General features: G+C 67.2%; 13 protein-coding genes. 9 read left to right on the forward strand and 4 right to left on the reverse strand.

Features of this window, described 5'->3' with window-relative positions; genetic code table 11:
• Positions 1-95 precede the first annotated feature (95 nt).
• Positions 96-584, forward strand: a complete 489-nt coding sequence (gene def, locus VIM54_RS04995) for a peptide deformylase (protein ID WP_331899668.1) — start codon at positions 96-98, stop codon at positions 582-584.
• Between the two features lie 36 nt (positions 585-620).
• On the opposite strand, the gene VIM54_RS05000 is transcribed toward def, so the two are convergent.
• The gene (locus VIM54_RS05000) at positions 621-2,441 is read right to left on the reverse strand and encodes an AMP-dependent synthetase/ligase (RefSeq protein WP_331899669.1); all 1,821 of its coding nucleotides are present in this window, start codon (positions 2,439-2,441) and stop codon (positions 621-623) included.
• Between the two features lie 181 nt (positions 2,442-2,622).
• On the opposite strand from VIM54_RS05000, the gene VIM54_RS05005 reads away from it, so the two are divergent.
• The 3 genes from VIM54_RS05005 (at position 2,623) to VIM54_RS05015 (ending at position 5,782) form a co-directional block, all read left to right on the forward strand.
• Positions 2,623-3,573 carry an ROK family glucokinase gene (locus VIM54_RS05005; protein ID WP_331899670.1) on the forward strand — a complete coding sequence of 317 codons (951 nt, stop codon included), beginning with the start codon at positions 2,623-2,625 and terminating at the stop codon, positions 3,571-3,573.
• A gap of 79 nt (positions 3,574-3,652) precedes the next feature.
• On the forward strand, positions 3,653-4,342 hold the full coding sequence (locus tag VIM54_RS05010) for a lysophospholipid acyltransferase family protein (RefSeq protein WP_331899671.1): 690 nt from the start codon (positions 3,653-3,655) through the stop codon (positions 4,340-4,342).
• 111 nt (positions 4,343-4,453) lie between these two features.
• Complete coding sequence (locus tag VIM54_RS05015) at positions 4,454-5,782, forward strand: class II 3-deoxy-7-phosphoheptulonate synthase (RefSeq protein ID WP_331899722.1); 1,329 nt, start codon at positions 4,454-4,456, stop codon at positions 5,780-5,782.
• A gap of 125 nt (positions 5,783-5,907) precedes the next feature.
• On the opposite strand, the gene pknB is transcribed toward VIM54_RS05015, so the two are convergent.
• Positions 5,908-7,872, reverse strand: coding sequence for a Stk1 family PASTA domain-containing Ser/Thr kinase (pknB, locus tag VIM54_RS05020; protein ID WP_331899672.1), 1,965 nt, complete (start codon positions 7,870-7,872; stop codon positions 5,908-5,910).
• Positions 7,873-7,930: 58 nt separating this feature from the next.
• A complete protein-coding gene (locus VIM54_RS05025) occupies positions 7,931-9,139 on the reverse strand; it encodes a LysM peptidoglycan-binding domain-containing protein (protein ID WP_331899673.1) in 1,209 nt (402 codons plus the stop codon).
• Positions 9,140-9,380: 241 nt separating this feature from the next.
• Here VIM54_RS05025 and VIM54_RS05030 point away from each other — a divergent pair, with 241 nt between their 5' ends.
• Positions 9,381-9,722 (forward strand): Rv2175c family DNA-binding protein, encoded by a 342-nt coding sequence (locus tag VIM54_RS05030; RefSeq protein ID WP_147783354.1) that lies wholly within the window; start codon positions 9,381-9,383, stop codon positions 9,720-9,722.
• Between the two features lie 43 nt (positions 9,723-9,765).
• Here the strand turns inward: VIM54_RS05030 and VIM54_RS05035 are convergent, their stop codons facing one another.
• Entirely contained in the window at positions 9,766-10,887 is a 1,122-nt protein-coding gene (locus VIM54_RS05035) for a polyprenyl synthetase family protein (protein ID WP_331899674.1), read from the reverse strand.
• Positions 10,888-10,964: 77 nt separating this feature from the next.
• Between VIM54_RS05035 and VIM54_RS05040 the strand changes: the two genes are divergently transcribed.
• The 4 genes from VIM54_RS05040 to VIM54_RS05055 all read left to right on the forward strand — a co-directional run bounded on the left by VIM54_RS05040 (position 10,965) and on the right by VIM54_RS05055 (position 13,748).
• A complete protein-coding gene (locus tag VIM54_RS05040) occupies positions 10,965-11,330 on the forward strand; it encodes a DUF3040 domain-containing protein (protein ID WP_331899675.1) in 366 nt (121 codons plus the stop codon).
• A 301-nt stretch (positions 11,331-11,631) separates the two neighbouring features.
• Positions 11,632-12,063 carry a division/cell wall cluster transcriptional repressor MraZ gene (gene mraZ, locus VIM54_RS05045; RefSeq protein ID WP_331899676.1) on the forward strand — a complete coding sequence of 144 codons (432 nt, stop codon included), beginning with the start codon at positions 11,632-11,634 and terminating at the stop codon, positions 12,061-12,063.
• A 105-nt stretch (positions 12,064-12,168) separates the two neighbouring features.
• Complete coding sequence (gene rsmH, locus VIM54_RS05050) at positions 12,169-13,122, forward strand: 16S rRNA (cytosine(1402)-N(4))-methyltransferase RsmH (RefSeq protein WP_331899677.1); 954 nt, start codon at positions 12,169-12,171, stop codon at positions 13,120-13,122.
• Positions 13,119-13,748 (forward strand): hypothetical protein, encoded by a 630-nt coding sequence (locus VIM54_RS05055; RefSeq protein WP_331899678.1) that lies wholly within the window; start codon positions 13,119-13,121, stop codon positions 13,746-13,748. Before rsmH ends, VIM54_RS05055 begins: the two co-directional genes overlap by 4 nt.
• The last annotated feature ends 20 nt before the right edge of the window (positions 13,749-13,768 follow it).

Raw genomic sequence — 13,768 nt, forward strand, 5'->3', positions numbered from 1 at the left:
GGCAACTCGACCGACGACGTGGTGATGTCGCTTGCCACCGGCGCGGCCGCTCGCCACACGCCAGTCGCCCTGCACACAGAACGGAACTCCACGGCATGACGGAACGACAGATCAGGATCTTCGGAGACCCGGTGTTGAAGACGGTCTCCGACCCGATCGGGCCGTCGGATGACGTGGCCGGGCTCGTGGAGGATCTGCTCGACACCGTGAAGATGCCAGGCCGGGCGGGCGTGGCCGCGCCGCAGATCGGCGTGAACCAGCGGGCGTTCAGCTACAACGTCGAAGGCAAGATCGGCTACATCATCAACCCGGTGCTCGTGGAGGTGTCCGGCGAACCGGAACTCGTCGACGAGGGCTGCCTGTCGATCCCCGGGTTCTACTTCGAGCGGCTGCGGTACCCGTTCGCGCGCGTGACGGGGACCGACATCCACGGCACGCCGATCGAACTGAGTGGCACAGGAGTGATGGCGCAGGCGCTGCAGCACGAGACCGACCATCTCAACGGAAAGCTCTACATCGACGGCCTCGAGAAGGACGTCAGGCGCGAGGCGATGTCGCAGATCCGCCAGGCGCCCTGGTTCTAGGCGCGGCCGGTCGACCCGCGAGACCGTGCCCTCGCGCTAGCTCGCGATGCCCTCCGTGGCCGGTGCGCCCTGGTACATGCTCTCGATTACGTCGCGGAAGTCCTTGAGGATCTCGTTGCGCTTGATGCTGAGCTTGGGCGTCAGGTAGCCGGTCGCCTCGGTGAAGTCCTTGGGCAGGATCACGAACTTGCGGATCGACTCCGCGCGGGACACGGTGGTGTTCGCGGCGTCGACCGCACGCTGCACCTCGGCGATCACCTTGGGGTTCTTCCTTGCGTCGTCGATCGACTGGGTCGCATCCTCGCCGATGTTTTTGAGCCACACGGGGAGCATTTCCTCGTCGAGCGTGACGAGCGCCGAGATGAACGGCTTCTGCTCGCCCACCACCACCACCTGGCTGATGATCGGGTTCGCCCTGATCGGATCCTCGAGCTGGGCGGGGGAGACGTTCTTGCCGCCGGCCGTGACGATGATCTCCTTCTTGCGGCCGGTGATCGACAGGTAGCCGTCCTCATCGAACTCGCCGATGTCGCCGGTCTTGAACCAGTCACCGTCGAAGGCGTCGGCCGTGGCCGTGGGATTCTTCCAGTAGCCGTCGAAGACGTTCACTCCCTTGGCCTGGATCTCGCCGTCCGCGGCGATCCGCACCGAGACGCCGGGCAGCGGCGGGCCCACCTTGCCGATCTTGAACTTGGAGGGAAGATTCACCGAGATGGGCGCCGTCGTCTCGGTGAGCCCGTAGCCCTCGAGGATCGTGATGCCGAGGCTGCGGTAGAAGTGCCCGAGTCGAAGCCCGAGCGGGGCGGAACCGGAGACGGCGAACTTGACCTTGCCGCCCATGGCCGACCGGATCTTGGAGAGCACGAGCCTATCGAGCACGGCGAACTGCACCTTGAGACCGAAGGGCACCGACCCGGCGTCGAGCGCCTTCGAATGCTCGATCGCCACGGCCGCCGCCCGGCGGAAGATCGCGCCTTTGCCGCCGGACTCCGCCTTCTGCTCCGACGAGTTGTAGACCTTCTCGAACACGCGCGGCACCGCGAGCAGGAAGGTCGGCTTGAATGACTGCATCGCCGGCAGAAGCTGCTTCGTGTCCGACTGATGGCCGACCTTGACCCCGCCGTGCACGCAGAGCAGGGAGATGAAGCGGGCGAAGATGTGCGCGGTGGTGATGAACAGCAGAGTGCTCGAGTTCGTGTTCACGACCTCGGGGATCGCCTTCGCCGAGTTACGGCATAGCTCGACGAAGTTGGCGTGGGTGAGGATGCAGCCCTTGGGCCTACCGGTCGTGCCGGCCGTGTAGATGAGGGTGGCGAGATCTGCGGCGTTCGCGATGGTGCGCCGACGCTCGATCTCCTCGTCAGTCACGTCGACGCCTGCCGCGACGAGCTTGTCCAGGTCGCCGAGGTTGATCTTCCACACCTTGTCGATCAGGGGAAGGTCCGCGTACACCTCGTCGAACCGTGCGAAGTGGTCTGGGGTCTCGGTGATCATGGCGATCGCGCCGGAGTCGGAGAGGTTCCACTGCACCTGCACGGGGGAGGAGGTCTCGTACACCGGCACGAGAACGGCGCCGGCGAACCAGGTGGCGAAGTCGATGAGCGTCCACTCGTAGCGGGTCTTGCACATCAGCCCGATCTTGTCGCCCGGCTGGATTCCGGAGGCGACGAGTCCCTTGGCGAGCGCCACGACCTGGCGAAGGAATTCGGATGCCGTGACATCCGTCCACCCGCCGTCGGCCGTCGGGAGCGCGAAGAGCGCAAGGTCCGGGGTGGCGGCGACACGGTCTATGAGCAGGTCGGTCGCGTTGGCTTGCGGGTCGGCCTCGACTACGGCTGGCACGTCGTACTGTTCCACGGCAACTCCCTCGGCACCGGTCAATTCAATGATTCAAGCCTACCCGGCGCGCCCGGGCGAACCTGTGCGCGTGGCGGGGAGCTTTGCTCGTTGCCTAAACTCTAGGTGGCGCATCCGGGCGACCATTCACCGCCGGTCCGGTGCCATTCCCTCCGTAACACCAAGAAGAGGTCTCGCGCTCGTGCACGCAATTGGAATTGACATCGGCGGAACAAAGATCGCCGGAGCCCTCGTGAGCGAGGAAGGCGAGATCATCGCCGAGGACCGCGTGGCAACGCAGGCCGGCGACTCGAACGCGATCGTCGATGCCGTCGTAGCGATGATCGAAAAGCTCCGCGATGGGCACGAGGTGGCCGCGGCCGGGGTTGCCGCACCCGGCTTCATCGACGCCGCGCAGTCGATCGTCTACTACACGCCGAACATCAGCTGGCGTCACGAGCCGCTTCGGCAGCGACTGACCGAGCGCCTCGACCTCGACATCACCATCGACAACGACGCGAACGCGGCCGGCTGGGCCGAGTTCCGCTTCGGCGCCGGCCGGCTCGTAAGCGACATGACGATGCTCACCATCGGCACGGGCGTGGGCGGCGCCATCGTCACTCAGGATCGCCTGTTCCGGGGCGGCTTCGGCGCGGGTGCCGAGCTCGGCCACATGCGCGTCGTGCCAGACGGCCTCCCCTGCGGCTGCGGCGCCCGCGGCTGCATCGAGCAGTACGGCTCCGGTCGCGCCCTGCTCCGCATGGCGAACGCGATCGCGGATGTCGGCGGAATCGGTCTCGGTCTCGCCACCGTGCGCGAACAGAAGGGCACGTTGACCGGACCGGACGTCGCGGCCCTCATCGTGGCCGGCGACGCGGGAGCCCTGCAGGCGCTTCGCGAGCTCGGACACTGGCTCGGCGAGGCCTGCGCGTCGCTGAGCGCCGTGCTCGACCCGCAGGTCTTCGTCTTCGGTGGCGGGGTGGCCGTCGCCGGCGACCTCCTGCTCGACCCGATCCGCGAGGCGTACCTCTCCCATCTGCCCGCCCGCGGCTTCCACCCGGAGCCCGCCTTCGTGATCGCGGAGCTTGTGAACGACGCCGGCGTGGTCGGCGCGGCCGACCTGGCGCGGCTGCACGCGGCGAGTCGGGGCTGACCGCGGGGAACGCTCCCTCCGACACTCCGGGCCGCGCAGGCACCGCTAAGCTGGGTTTTGTCTCTCAAAGGTGGTGTCGATGTTCTACTGGTTCATGAAGAACCTGGTCGTAGGGCCGATTCTCAAGACCGCCTTCCGGCCCTGGGTCACCGGCCACGACAACATCCCCCGCACCGGCGGCGTGATCATGGCGAGCAACCATCTCTCGTTCATCGACTCGGTGTTCCTTCCGCTCGTGATCGACCGGCGCATCAGCTTCCTCGCCAAGAGCGACTACTACACGGCCAAGGGCATCAAGGGCTGGTTCATCCGCAACTTCCTCACCGCGGCGGGGATGCTGCCCATCGACCGCTCGGGCGGCAAGGCGTCCGAGGCGTCGCTGCAGACCGGTCTCGGCGTGCTCGCGCGCGGCGAGGTGCTCGGCATCTATCCGGAGGGCACCCGCAGCCCGGACGGCAGGCTGTACCGCGGCCGCACCGGAGTCGCCCGCATGATTCTCGAGGGCCACGTGCCCGTCGTGCCCGTGGCGATGATCGACACCGAGAAGGTGATGCCGATCGGACGCCGGCTGCCCAAGGTGCGCCGCATCGGCATCGCGATCGGCGAGCCGCTCGACTTCTCCCGCTTCGAGGGGATGGAGGGCGACCGTTTCATCCTGCGCTCCATCACCGACGAGATCATGTACCAGCTCGACCGCCTGAGCGGGCAGGAATATGCGGATGTCTATGCCTCTTCGGTTAAGGAGAAGCAGGGCTCGGCCAGCCGGTAGGCTGGCAAATCGGGCCATGTGGCCCCACACCCACCGCCAGCACCGTTGCATTGAGGAATTCCTTTCGTGCTTAATCGTTTCGAAGATCCCGTGGTTATTGCCGATCCTTCCGTGATCGCCGGGCTCGACTATTGGCGCACGCTCCCCATCAAGCAGCAGCCGCAATGGCCGGACTCCACGACGCTGCAGGCCGCCTCCGACGAGATCGCGACCCTGCCGCCGCTCATCTTCGCCGGCGAGGTGGACGTGCTGCGCGAGCGGCTCGCCGCCGCGGCCAGCGGCAAGGCGTTCCTGCTGCAGGGCGGGGACTGCGCAGAGACCTTCGCCGGGGCCACCGCCGACCAGATCCGCAATCGCGTGAAGACGGTGCTGCAGATGGCCGTGGTGCTCACCTACGGCGCGTCGACCCCGGTGATCAAGATGGGCCGCATGGCCGGCCAGTTCGCCAAGCCGCGCTCGAGCAACACCGAGACGCGCGGAGACGTGACGCTGCCCGCCTACCGCGGCGACATCGTCAACGGCTACGACTTCACGCCTGAGTCGCGCGAGGCCGACCCGCGTCGCCTCGTGCAGGGCTACCACACCTCCGCCTCCACCATCAATCTCGTGCGCGCCTTCACCCAGGGCGGTTTCGCCGACCTGCGCGAGGTGCACCGCTGGAACCAGGGCTTCGCCCGCAACCCGGCCAACGTGCGCTACGAGCAGATGGCCCACGACATCGACAAAGCCATCAAGTTCATGGAGGCGGCCGGCGCCGACTTCGACGAGCTGAAGCGCGTGGAGTTCTACACCAGCCACGAGGGCCTGCTCATGGACTACGAGCGCCCGATGACGCGCATCGACTCCCGTAACGGCACGCCGATCAACACCTCCGCCCACTTCCTCTGGATCGGGGAGCGCACGCGGGACCTGGACGGCGCCCACGTGGACTACATGTCCCGCCTGCGCAACCCGATCGGCGTCAAGCTCGGGCCGACGACCAAGATCGACGACATGCTGCGCCTGATCGATAAGCTCGACCCCGAACGCGAGCCCGGTCGTCTCACGTTCATCACTCGCATGGGCGCCGGCAAGGTGCGGGATGCCCTCCCGCCGCTGCTCGAGGCCATCACGCAGGCGGACGCGAATCCGCTCTGGGTGACCGACCCGATGCACGGCAACGGGCTCACCACCCCGAACGGCTACAAGACCCGTCGCTTCGACGACGTCGTGGATGAGGTCAAGGGCTTCTTCGAGTCGCACCGCGCGGCGGGGACGTACCCGGGCGGCATCCACATCGAGCTCACCGGCGACGACGTCACGGAGTGCCTGGGCGGCTCGGAGCAGATCGACGAGGCCGATCTCGCCACGCGCTACGAGTCGCTCTGCGACCCCCGGCTCAACCACATGCAGTCGCTCGAGCTCGCATTCCTCGTGGCCGAGGAGCTCGGCGCGCGCTGAAGCCCCGCATTCCCCTCGCGGAGGGGGACGCCGCGCATCGGCGGGGGTTACGCCTCCCGCCGCGACGCAGTTTCCCCGCCGCGGGGTGCGCTGTCTCCCTCCGCGAGGGAGACGACCCGTCCCGGCTAGCCGCCCGATCCAAAGGTCGCGGTGCTGACCTTCACTACCGAGCCCCTGTCAACGGTCTGGCCGGCAGCGGGGTTGGTCTTCGTCACCGTTGTCTGAGCCGGAAATGCATCCGCGACCGGGCTGTACTTGAGCACGAACCCTGCATCGCTCAGAATCTTCTTCGCGTCTGTCCAGGTCTTGTTCGTCACATCCGGCACTGCGACCTGCTCCGGCCCCCGCGACATCGTCAGCCGTACCGTGTCGTTCGGGCGGATCGGCTTGTCCTTGCCCGCGGCGTCCTTGGGCGTCTCGATGCCGATCACGGCATCCTTCGGCACGTCGGCGCTGAAGGCATCCACGCCCTTGGTGGCGGTGAGGCCGGAGGCCTGAAGGAGTTTTGACGCATCGTCGAAGCTCAGCCCGGCGACGGCGGGCAGCGGCCCGGCCGAGATCACGAGCGAGATCTTCTGCTGCTGGCCGTACTGCTTCACCGCGGAGAGGTCGGTGCCATCCGCACCGAGCGCCGCGATCACCGTGCCGAGCGGCGCCTTGCCGTCGAACTGCTGGGCCGACTTGGTGCCGTCGTAGGTGAAGTCGAGGGTCTTGATCCTGTCAATCGCCTGCTGCTCGGGCAGCCCGCGCAGGTCGGGGAGGTCGATGAGCTTCGGGCCGGTGGAGACGAGGAGCTTCACGACCGTGTCGCGCACGATGAGGCTGCCGCTGGGCGGATCGGTGTTGACCACCGCATCCTTCGCCACGGTGGGCGAGTCGGTGGGCACGACGGTCGGGTCGACCGTGAGCCCGAGCTTCACGAGCGCGGCGGTCGCATCGGTTGGTGACTGGCCGGCCAGGTCCGGGATGCCGATGCGTGCGCCTGGCCCGGCGCCGAAGTACCAGCCGGTGCCGCCGGCCAGGGCGGCGAGAAGGATCACGAGGCCGAAGAGCCAGAAGCCCCTGGACCGGCGCCGCTCGGCCTTGTTCGAGAGCGTCGCCGCCGACTCGGTGAGGATCGGGCCGGTGCGGTGTCGCGCCTTCGCGGCGAAGATCTGGGTCTCGGCGGTCGAGGAGGCCGAGGCGACGGCGGACGGCATCACCACGGTGCGCTGCACGGCGGTTGCCGCGGTCGACGTGTCGTCCTGGCGAAGAACGGCCTCCGTCTCGTGCAGTTGGTCGAGCATCGTCTTCGCGTCGCGCGGACGCTGGTCAGGGTCGCGGGCGGTGGCCCAGAGCACGAGCTCGTCGAGCTCCGCGGGCACCCGCGGGTTCTTGGTGCTCGGCATCGGCACAGTGTCGTTCGCGTGCTGGTGCGCGATCTGGAACGCCTGCTCGCCCTTGAACGGCTGCTCGCCGGCGAGCATCTCGTAGAGCATGATGCCCACGGCGTAGATATCGCTGCGGGTGTCAGCCACCCCGCGGGTGACGAGTTCGGGGGAGAGGTACGCGATGGTGCCGAGCAGCGCATTGCCGGTGGCGGTATTGGCCGATGCGGCACGAGCAAGCCCGAAGTCCCCGATCTTGATGCGCCCGTCATCCGCGAGCAGCACGTTCTCGGGTTTGAGGTCGCGGTGGACGATGCCGTTCTTGTGCGCGGCGGCGAGCCCGGAGAGGATCGCCTCCATGATGTCCATGGCCTGCACCGTCGTGAGCACCTTGTGCTCCTGAAGCAGGTCGCGCAGGGTGATGCCCGGGAGGTACTCCATCACCAGGTACGCGGTCTCGCCATCCTGTCCCTGGTCGTAGACGTTCACGACATTCGGATGCGCGAGTCGCGCGGCCGAGCGGGCCTCCTGGATGAACCTGGCCTTGTATTGCGAGTCGTCCGCGAGGTGGCCGTGCATGACCTTGATCGCCACCCGGCGCTCGAGGCGCAGGTCGGTGGCGAGGTAGACCGTGGCCATGCCGCCGCGGGCGATGCGTGAGCGCACCTGGTATCGGCCGTCGATAAGACGGCCGATGAGGGGATCGGTGCTGTTGGTGCTCACTGCACGAGTCTAAAGTTGGCCAGCCCAGAAGGCCTGCCAAAACACCGTGAAGCCAGCTTTAGCCGAGGTCTTTGAGCCACGCACGGGCCCCGGTCTCCCACTTCGCATACGCGTCGGGGAACGCGGAGAGCTGTACGGACTGCGCGGCCTGGGTGACGGTACTCGACTGCCAGCCCGGGATGTCGAGCAACCCGCGCGTGTTCGCGGCGTTGGGGTTCTGCGGGCCCCCGAAGAAGAGCTTGGCGGCGTATGTCGTGTCGAGGATCTGCGCGGGGGTTCCCCAGCCGGTGCTCGGGCGCTGCTGGAACAGGCCGAGCGAGTCGCGGTCCCCGTAGTTGAGGTTGCGGAGCCCGGATTCCTGCGCCGCGGCCGCGAGGGCGACGACGAGACCGTAGTTGGGCACGCCGAGCGAGCGACCGACGCGGATGATGGTCTTCGCGTTCGTGGCCATCTCGGCGGTGAGCACGATCGACGGCGTCACCGACGCGGCAGGAACGATCGGCTTGGCCGGGATCACGAGGCTGCGTCCCGTGTAGATGATGCTCGACCAGTTGAGACCGTTGGCCGCGAGCAGCGCCCCGGTCGTCACGCCGAAGCGGGACGCGATGCCCGCGATCGTGTCTCCGGTGGCGATCACGTATGCGCCGGGTGCGACCGAGGGCTTCGCGGGAGCCGGTGCCGCCACGATCGGGGTGGAGGAGACGGCGGCGGTCGACGCTCCGGGAATGGCGAGGGTCTGCCCGGGGTAGATGATGCTCGCCCAGCCGAGACCGTTCGCGCTGAGCAGGGTCTGCACACTCACTCCGAAGCGAGCGGCGATGTGGCTGATCGTGTCGCCCTTGGCGATCGTGTAGCGGGAGGTGGGCGACCCGACGACGGGCGCCGCGACGGGAACCGCCCCACCGCTGGTGAGCTTGAGCACCTGACCCGGGAAGATCACCGACTTCCAGCCGAGGCCGTTGAGCGCGAGCACGGATGCCGTGGCCAGGCCGAAGCGGCCGGCGATGCTGCTGACGCTGTCCCCGGCGGCGACCTTGTAGGTGGCCGGAGCGGCCGCGATGCTGGTCTGCGCCTCGGACACGGTGACCGGAGTCGGGTTGGCGGCGGCGCGGGTGGCCGCGGCGAATGCCTCGCGGATGGTCTTGCCCAGTTCCGTCGGGCTGGACCGCGGCTTGGCGGGCGGTTTGGCGTCCGCGGTGTCGATCGGGCCGGTGAGATTCATGCTCATGGCCATCGATCCGGCGAGCACGATCGGCAGTGTTGACATCAGATTCTTGCTCAGTCGGCTGCGCTCTGTGGGCGCCGCGTGTCTCGCGCCCTGTTCGGATGTGCTTGTCATTTGTGGTTCCCCGTCCATCTCCCCGGCCCCGAGAAGGTCGTTACTCAATCAAACAACGCTGACACAGAAGGTACTCAGTGTCAATTATCGTGGCTGGTGGGGTTTGGGGTAACATACCCGAAACATTTACTGAGTTTGCGCTGGCGTCCAGTTCTGGCACCATTGCCTCGTGACCATTGCTCCAGAAACCCGCTGGCTGACCATCCCCGACCTCGTTGAACTGCTCGGAATCGGCGTGAGCAAGGTTCGCCGGCTCATCGAGGACCGCAGCCTGCTCGCGGCGAAGGTGGACGGGGTGTGGAAGGTTCCGGAGTCCTTCATCCGCGACGGGGAGCCGCTTCCCGAGCTCCGCGGCACGCTACTGGTGCTGCACGACAGCGGCTTCAGCGACGAGGAGGCCATGAACTGGCTGCTCACCTCGGAGGAGAGCATCGGCATCCCGCCCGTCGACGCGTTGCGGGCCGGCCGGAAGGCGGAGGTTCGCCGGGTCGCCCAGGCGCTCGGCTTCTAGAGCCGCCCTGTTTCCTGCACCTGCCGGCGTCGAACGGTTCGCCCTACGCCGAGCGCTTGCTCACGGTGGCTGCGAGCTGTACGAGCTGCTCGCGGGCGGCGGCGCTCACCGGGGCGTTCTCAATTGCCTCGATGGCGATGCGCACGTTGTGGTCGATGATTCGTTCCACCTGCTCCACAGCCCCGCAGTCCCGGATGGATGCCTGCAGCATAGACACCTGCTGCGCGCTGAGGTCGGTGTCGCCGAGTAGCTCGTCGAGCAGGCGAGTGGCGTTGGGCGCCAGATTGGTGCGCGCGAGAGCGATGAGCACCGTGCGCTTTCCCTCTCGCAGGTCGTCGCCGGCCGGCTTGCCCGTGGTCTGCGGGTCGCCGAACACGCCGAGCAGGTCGTCGCGAAGCTGGTAGGCGATGCCGAGGGGGAGCCCGAACTCCCGAAGCGCAGACATCTGGGCGATGCTGCCACCGGCGAGCGCGGCGCCGATGGCGAGCGGAGCCTCGATGCTGTACTTGGCCGACTTGTAGACGATCACGCGGTGCGCCCGGCCCAGCAGCTCGGGTTCCGGATACGAACGCCATGACCGTTCCTCGAGGATGTCGAGGTACTGGCCGACGGTCACCTCGGTTCGCATGCGGTTGAATTCGAGCCTGGCCGCCTCGCGCGCGGCAAGGTCGGGCAGTGCCCGGAGTCCGGAGTCGAAGAGCTCGTCACTCCACCCGAGCAGCAGGTCACCGAGCAGCAGGGCAGCGGACTGGCCGAAGGTGCGCGGGCTTCCGTTCCAGCCGCCGTCGGAGTGCAGGGACTCGAATCGCTTGTGCGCCGCTGGCATGCCTCGTCGCATGTCCGAGTTGTCCATGATGTCGTCGTGCACGAGGGCGGCGGCGTGGAAGATCTCGAGCGCGCTCGCGGCCTTCACGACGGCGGCGAGGTCGCTGCGCTCCTTGCCGTCCTGCGCCTGGTCGAAGCCCGTGGAGTGACCGCTCACCGACTGCCAGCCCCAGTAGCAAAACAAAGCTCGAAATCTCTTTCCGCCGCGGAGAAGATCGCGCGAGAAATCGATCAAGGGGAACAGGTCGGGGCCGATCGAGGACAGAAGCGGTGCCCTATCGTCGAGAAAGGCATCGATATCAGCCTGAACTAGGTCAACTAACCGCGTACTCTCAGCCACGGTCCTAGCCTAGCTTTGCTCGGGAGCATACAATTGAGAGTTACCATCGATCGGTCTCGAGCCCGAAAGGAGTCACCATGCCGTTGTCGGAACAGGAACAACGTCTCCTGGAAGAGATGGAGCGAAGCCTCTATCACAACGATGCTGACTTCGTCGCCACCGTGGGTAGCCGCCACGGGCGGCCTTCGTACCGTGCCATCGTCGTCGGAATCCTCATCGGCCTCCTCGGGGTCGGGGTGATCGTCACCGGCGTGATGCTGCGCCAGCCGCTCATCGGGGTCGCCGGGTTCGTCGTGATGTTCGTGGGAGTGCTCATGTCCATCTCGTCACCGAAACGGTTGACGTTGCCCGAGGCGCCGGCGGCGCCGAAGCCCAGAAAGGTGGGCTTCATGGATCGCATGAACGACCGCTGGGAGAAGCGGCAGGACGACCGCCACGAGTAGCCCCGGTACTTGTAACCACGGTACTTATAACCACGGTATTTATAACCACGGTATTTCTCTGCAGGCGCGCACGTCGCTCTAGCTAGCAGCAGTCAAGAGGTCGACCGAAAGGTCGGCCTTTTTTCTTGCCCAAAATCGGGGAAATTCCCTCCACCGTCCTCCACCCGTCAGATCCCTGTAATTCCGGGGCAAAATGCCCCAGTCCGAGGGACTCACGCCCCAATATCGTTGTTTTGTGGTGGGAAGTGGAGTAAAGTGGAGCTTACCTGAATCCAGGCCGGAGAAGGAGGGGGAGTCGCCGATGTTTCTTGGCACGCACACCCCCAAGCTCGATGACAAGGGCCGCATCATCCTCCCGGCCAAGTTCTGGTCGGAACTCGAGTCGGGCATCGTGATCACCCGCGGCCAGGAGCGCTGCCTCTACGTGTTCAGCACCCGCGAGTTCGAGGAGCTACACGACCGCATCCGCCAGGCGCCGGTCACGAGCAAGCAGGCGCGCGACTACCTGCGCCTGTTTCTCTCCGGAGCCAACGCGGAGGTGCCAGACGGCCAGCACCGCGTCACCATCCCCGCCGCCCTGCGCGCGTACGCCGGCCTCGGCCGCGACCTCACGGTGATCGGGGCGGGCAACCGCGCCGAGATCTGGGACACCGCCGCCTGGGAGACCTACTACGCCGAACAGGAAAGCGCGTTCGCCGACACCACGGAGGAGGTGATCCCCGGACTCTTCTAGCGCCTTGCCCGTGACTCCCAGCCGATCGCATGCCCTGCCACACTTCCCCGGTGGCAGGTCGGACCGGATGGGGATCAGGGGAAAGGGGCCGGAACACCGGTCATCATGGTCGACAACCAGATCCATACCCCAGTGATGCTCGAACGCACGATCGAGCTGCTCGCTCCGGCGCTCGCCAGGCCCGGTGCGGTGCTCGTCGACGCCACCCTCGGCATGGCAGGGCACGCCGAGGCGTTCCTGCAGCGCTTCCCGGAGCTCGTGCTCGTGGGCCTCGACCGGGACACCGACGCCCTCGCGATCGCCGCGGAGCGCCTCGCCCCATTCGGCGACCGCGTTCATCTCGTGCACACGGTCTACGACCGCTTCACCGAGGCGCTCGAGGGGCTCGGCATCGGCGAGGTGTCCGGCATCCTCTTCGACCTCGGCGTCTCGTCGTTGCAGCTCGACCGGGTGGAGCGCGGATTCTCCTACTCGAAGGATGCGCCGCTCGACATGCGCATGGACGCCACCTCGGAGCTCACGGCCGAGAAGATCCTCGCCGAATACAGCGAGAACGAACTTCGCCGCATCTTCTGGGAGTACGGCGAGGAGCGGCTCGCGCCGCGCTACGCGCAGCGGATCGTGGAGAGGCGGGCCACCGAGCCGCTTGTGCGCTCCGCCCAGCTCGTCGAACTCATCACCGCGGCCACCCCGGTCGCCGTGCAGCGCAACGGTCACCCGGCCAAGCGCGTATTCCAGGCCCTGCGCATCGAAGTCAACCAGGAGCTCGCCGTGCTGGCCAGGGCGATCCCGGCGGCGCTCGATTCGCTCGAGGTGGGCGGCCGAATCGTCGTTCTCGCCTACCAATCTCTCGAGGACCGCATCGTGAAGCGCGCCCTCGCTGCTGCGGCAGCCTCGAAGGCGCCGGCCGGCCTTCCGATCGAGCTGCCGGAGCACCGACCGGAGTTCGCGCTGCTCGTTCGTGGCGCCGAGCTCGCATCCGATGCCGAAAAGGCAGAGAACCCCAGAGCCACCCCCGTGCGACTGCGCGCGGCAGAACGACTGCGGAGGGCAGCATGACCACCAACGTCGCCCTGGCGCAGCCCGAGCTGTTGATGCCGGCTCGATCTCCCCGCGAGGTCGAGGAGCACCCACGTCACATCGAGATCGTCACGACGCGCAGCCAGCGCCGGGCACGCCCTCGGGTGGTCTACGCGCTCGTCGCCGTCGCCGGGCTCTTCGTGATCCTCATTGCCCAGCTCTTGCTGAGCATTGTGCTCTCGCAGGGTTCATACGACATCTCGGCGCTGCAGGCGACCCACAAGGAACTGTCGCGCGACCAGCAGGCGCTCAGCGAGAACCTCCGGGTGCTCGAGTCGCCGCAGAACCTCGCCGGGCGCGCCGAACAGCTCGGGATGGTGCTGAACACCAGTGGCTACGGCTGGCTCAGGCTCTCCGACGGCGCAGTACTCGCCGCCCCGACGGCCGCCGACGCCGCGAGCACCGTCGGGGCGAACAGCGCGGCGCTCATCCCGAACGTGCTGCTCACGCCGGAAATGCTCGCGAGCCAGGCAGCGGCACCCGGAGCGACCGGCACGACCGCCACCGGCACGACCGGAACGGCCACTGGCGCGCCTGCCACGGCTGGTACCGGGGCTTCGGTAGCGTCACAACCGGGAGCCATCCCGGCACCCAACACCCACTGATCCCGCGCTCCGGCTTCTCG

The organism is Lacisediminihabitans sp. (assembly GCF_036569425.1).
Taxonomy (GTDB): Bacteria; Actinomycetota; Actinomycetes; order Actinomycetales; family Microbacteriaceae; genus Lacisediminihabitans.

What these genes read in the sequence shown, in the direction of transcription:
- def (WP_331899668.1), top strand. Translation starts at nt 96, where the DNA reads ATGACGGAACGACAGATCAGGATCTTCGGAGACCCGGTGTTGAAGACG.
- VIM54_RS05010 (WP_331899671.1), top strand. Translation starts at nt 3,653, where the DNA reads ATGTTCTACTGGTTCATGAAGAACCTGGTCGTAGGGCCGATTCTCAAG.
- VIM54_RS05025 (WP_331899673.1), bottom strand. Translation starts at nt 9,139, where the DNA reads ATGTCAACACTGCCGATCGTGCTCGCCGGATCGATGGCCATGAGCATG.
- VIM54_RS05040 (WP_331899675.1), top strand. Translation starts at nt 10,965, where the DNA reads ATGCCGTTGTCGGAACAGGAACAACGTCTCCTGGAAGAGATGGAGCGA.
- mraZ (WP_331899676.1), top strand. Translation starts at nt 11,632, where the DNA reads ATGTTTCTTGGCACGCACACCCCCAAGCTCGATGACAAGGGCCGCATC.
- rsmH (WP_331899677.1), top strand. Translation starts at nt 12,169, where the DNA reads ATGGTCGACAACCAGATCCATACCCCAGTGATGCTCGAACGCACGATC.
- VIM54_RS05055 (WP_331899678.1), top strand. Translation starts at nt 13,119, where the DNA reads ATGACCACCAACGTCGCCCTGGCGCAGCCCGAGCTGTTGATGCCGGCT.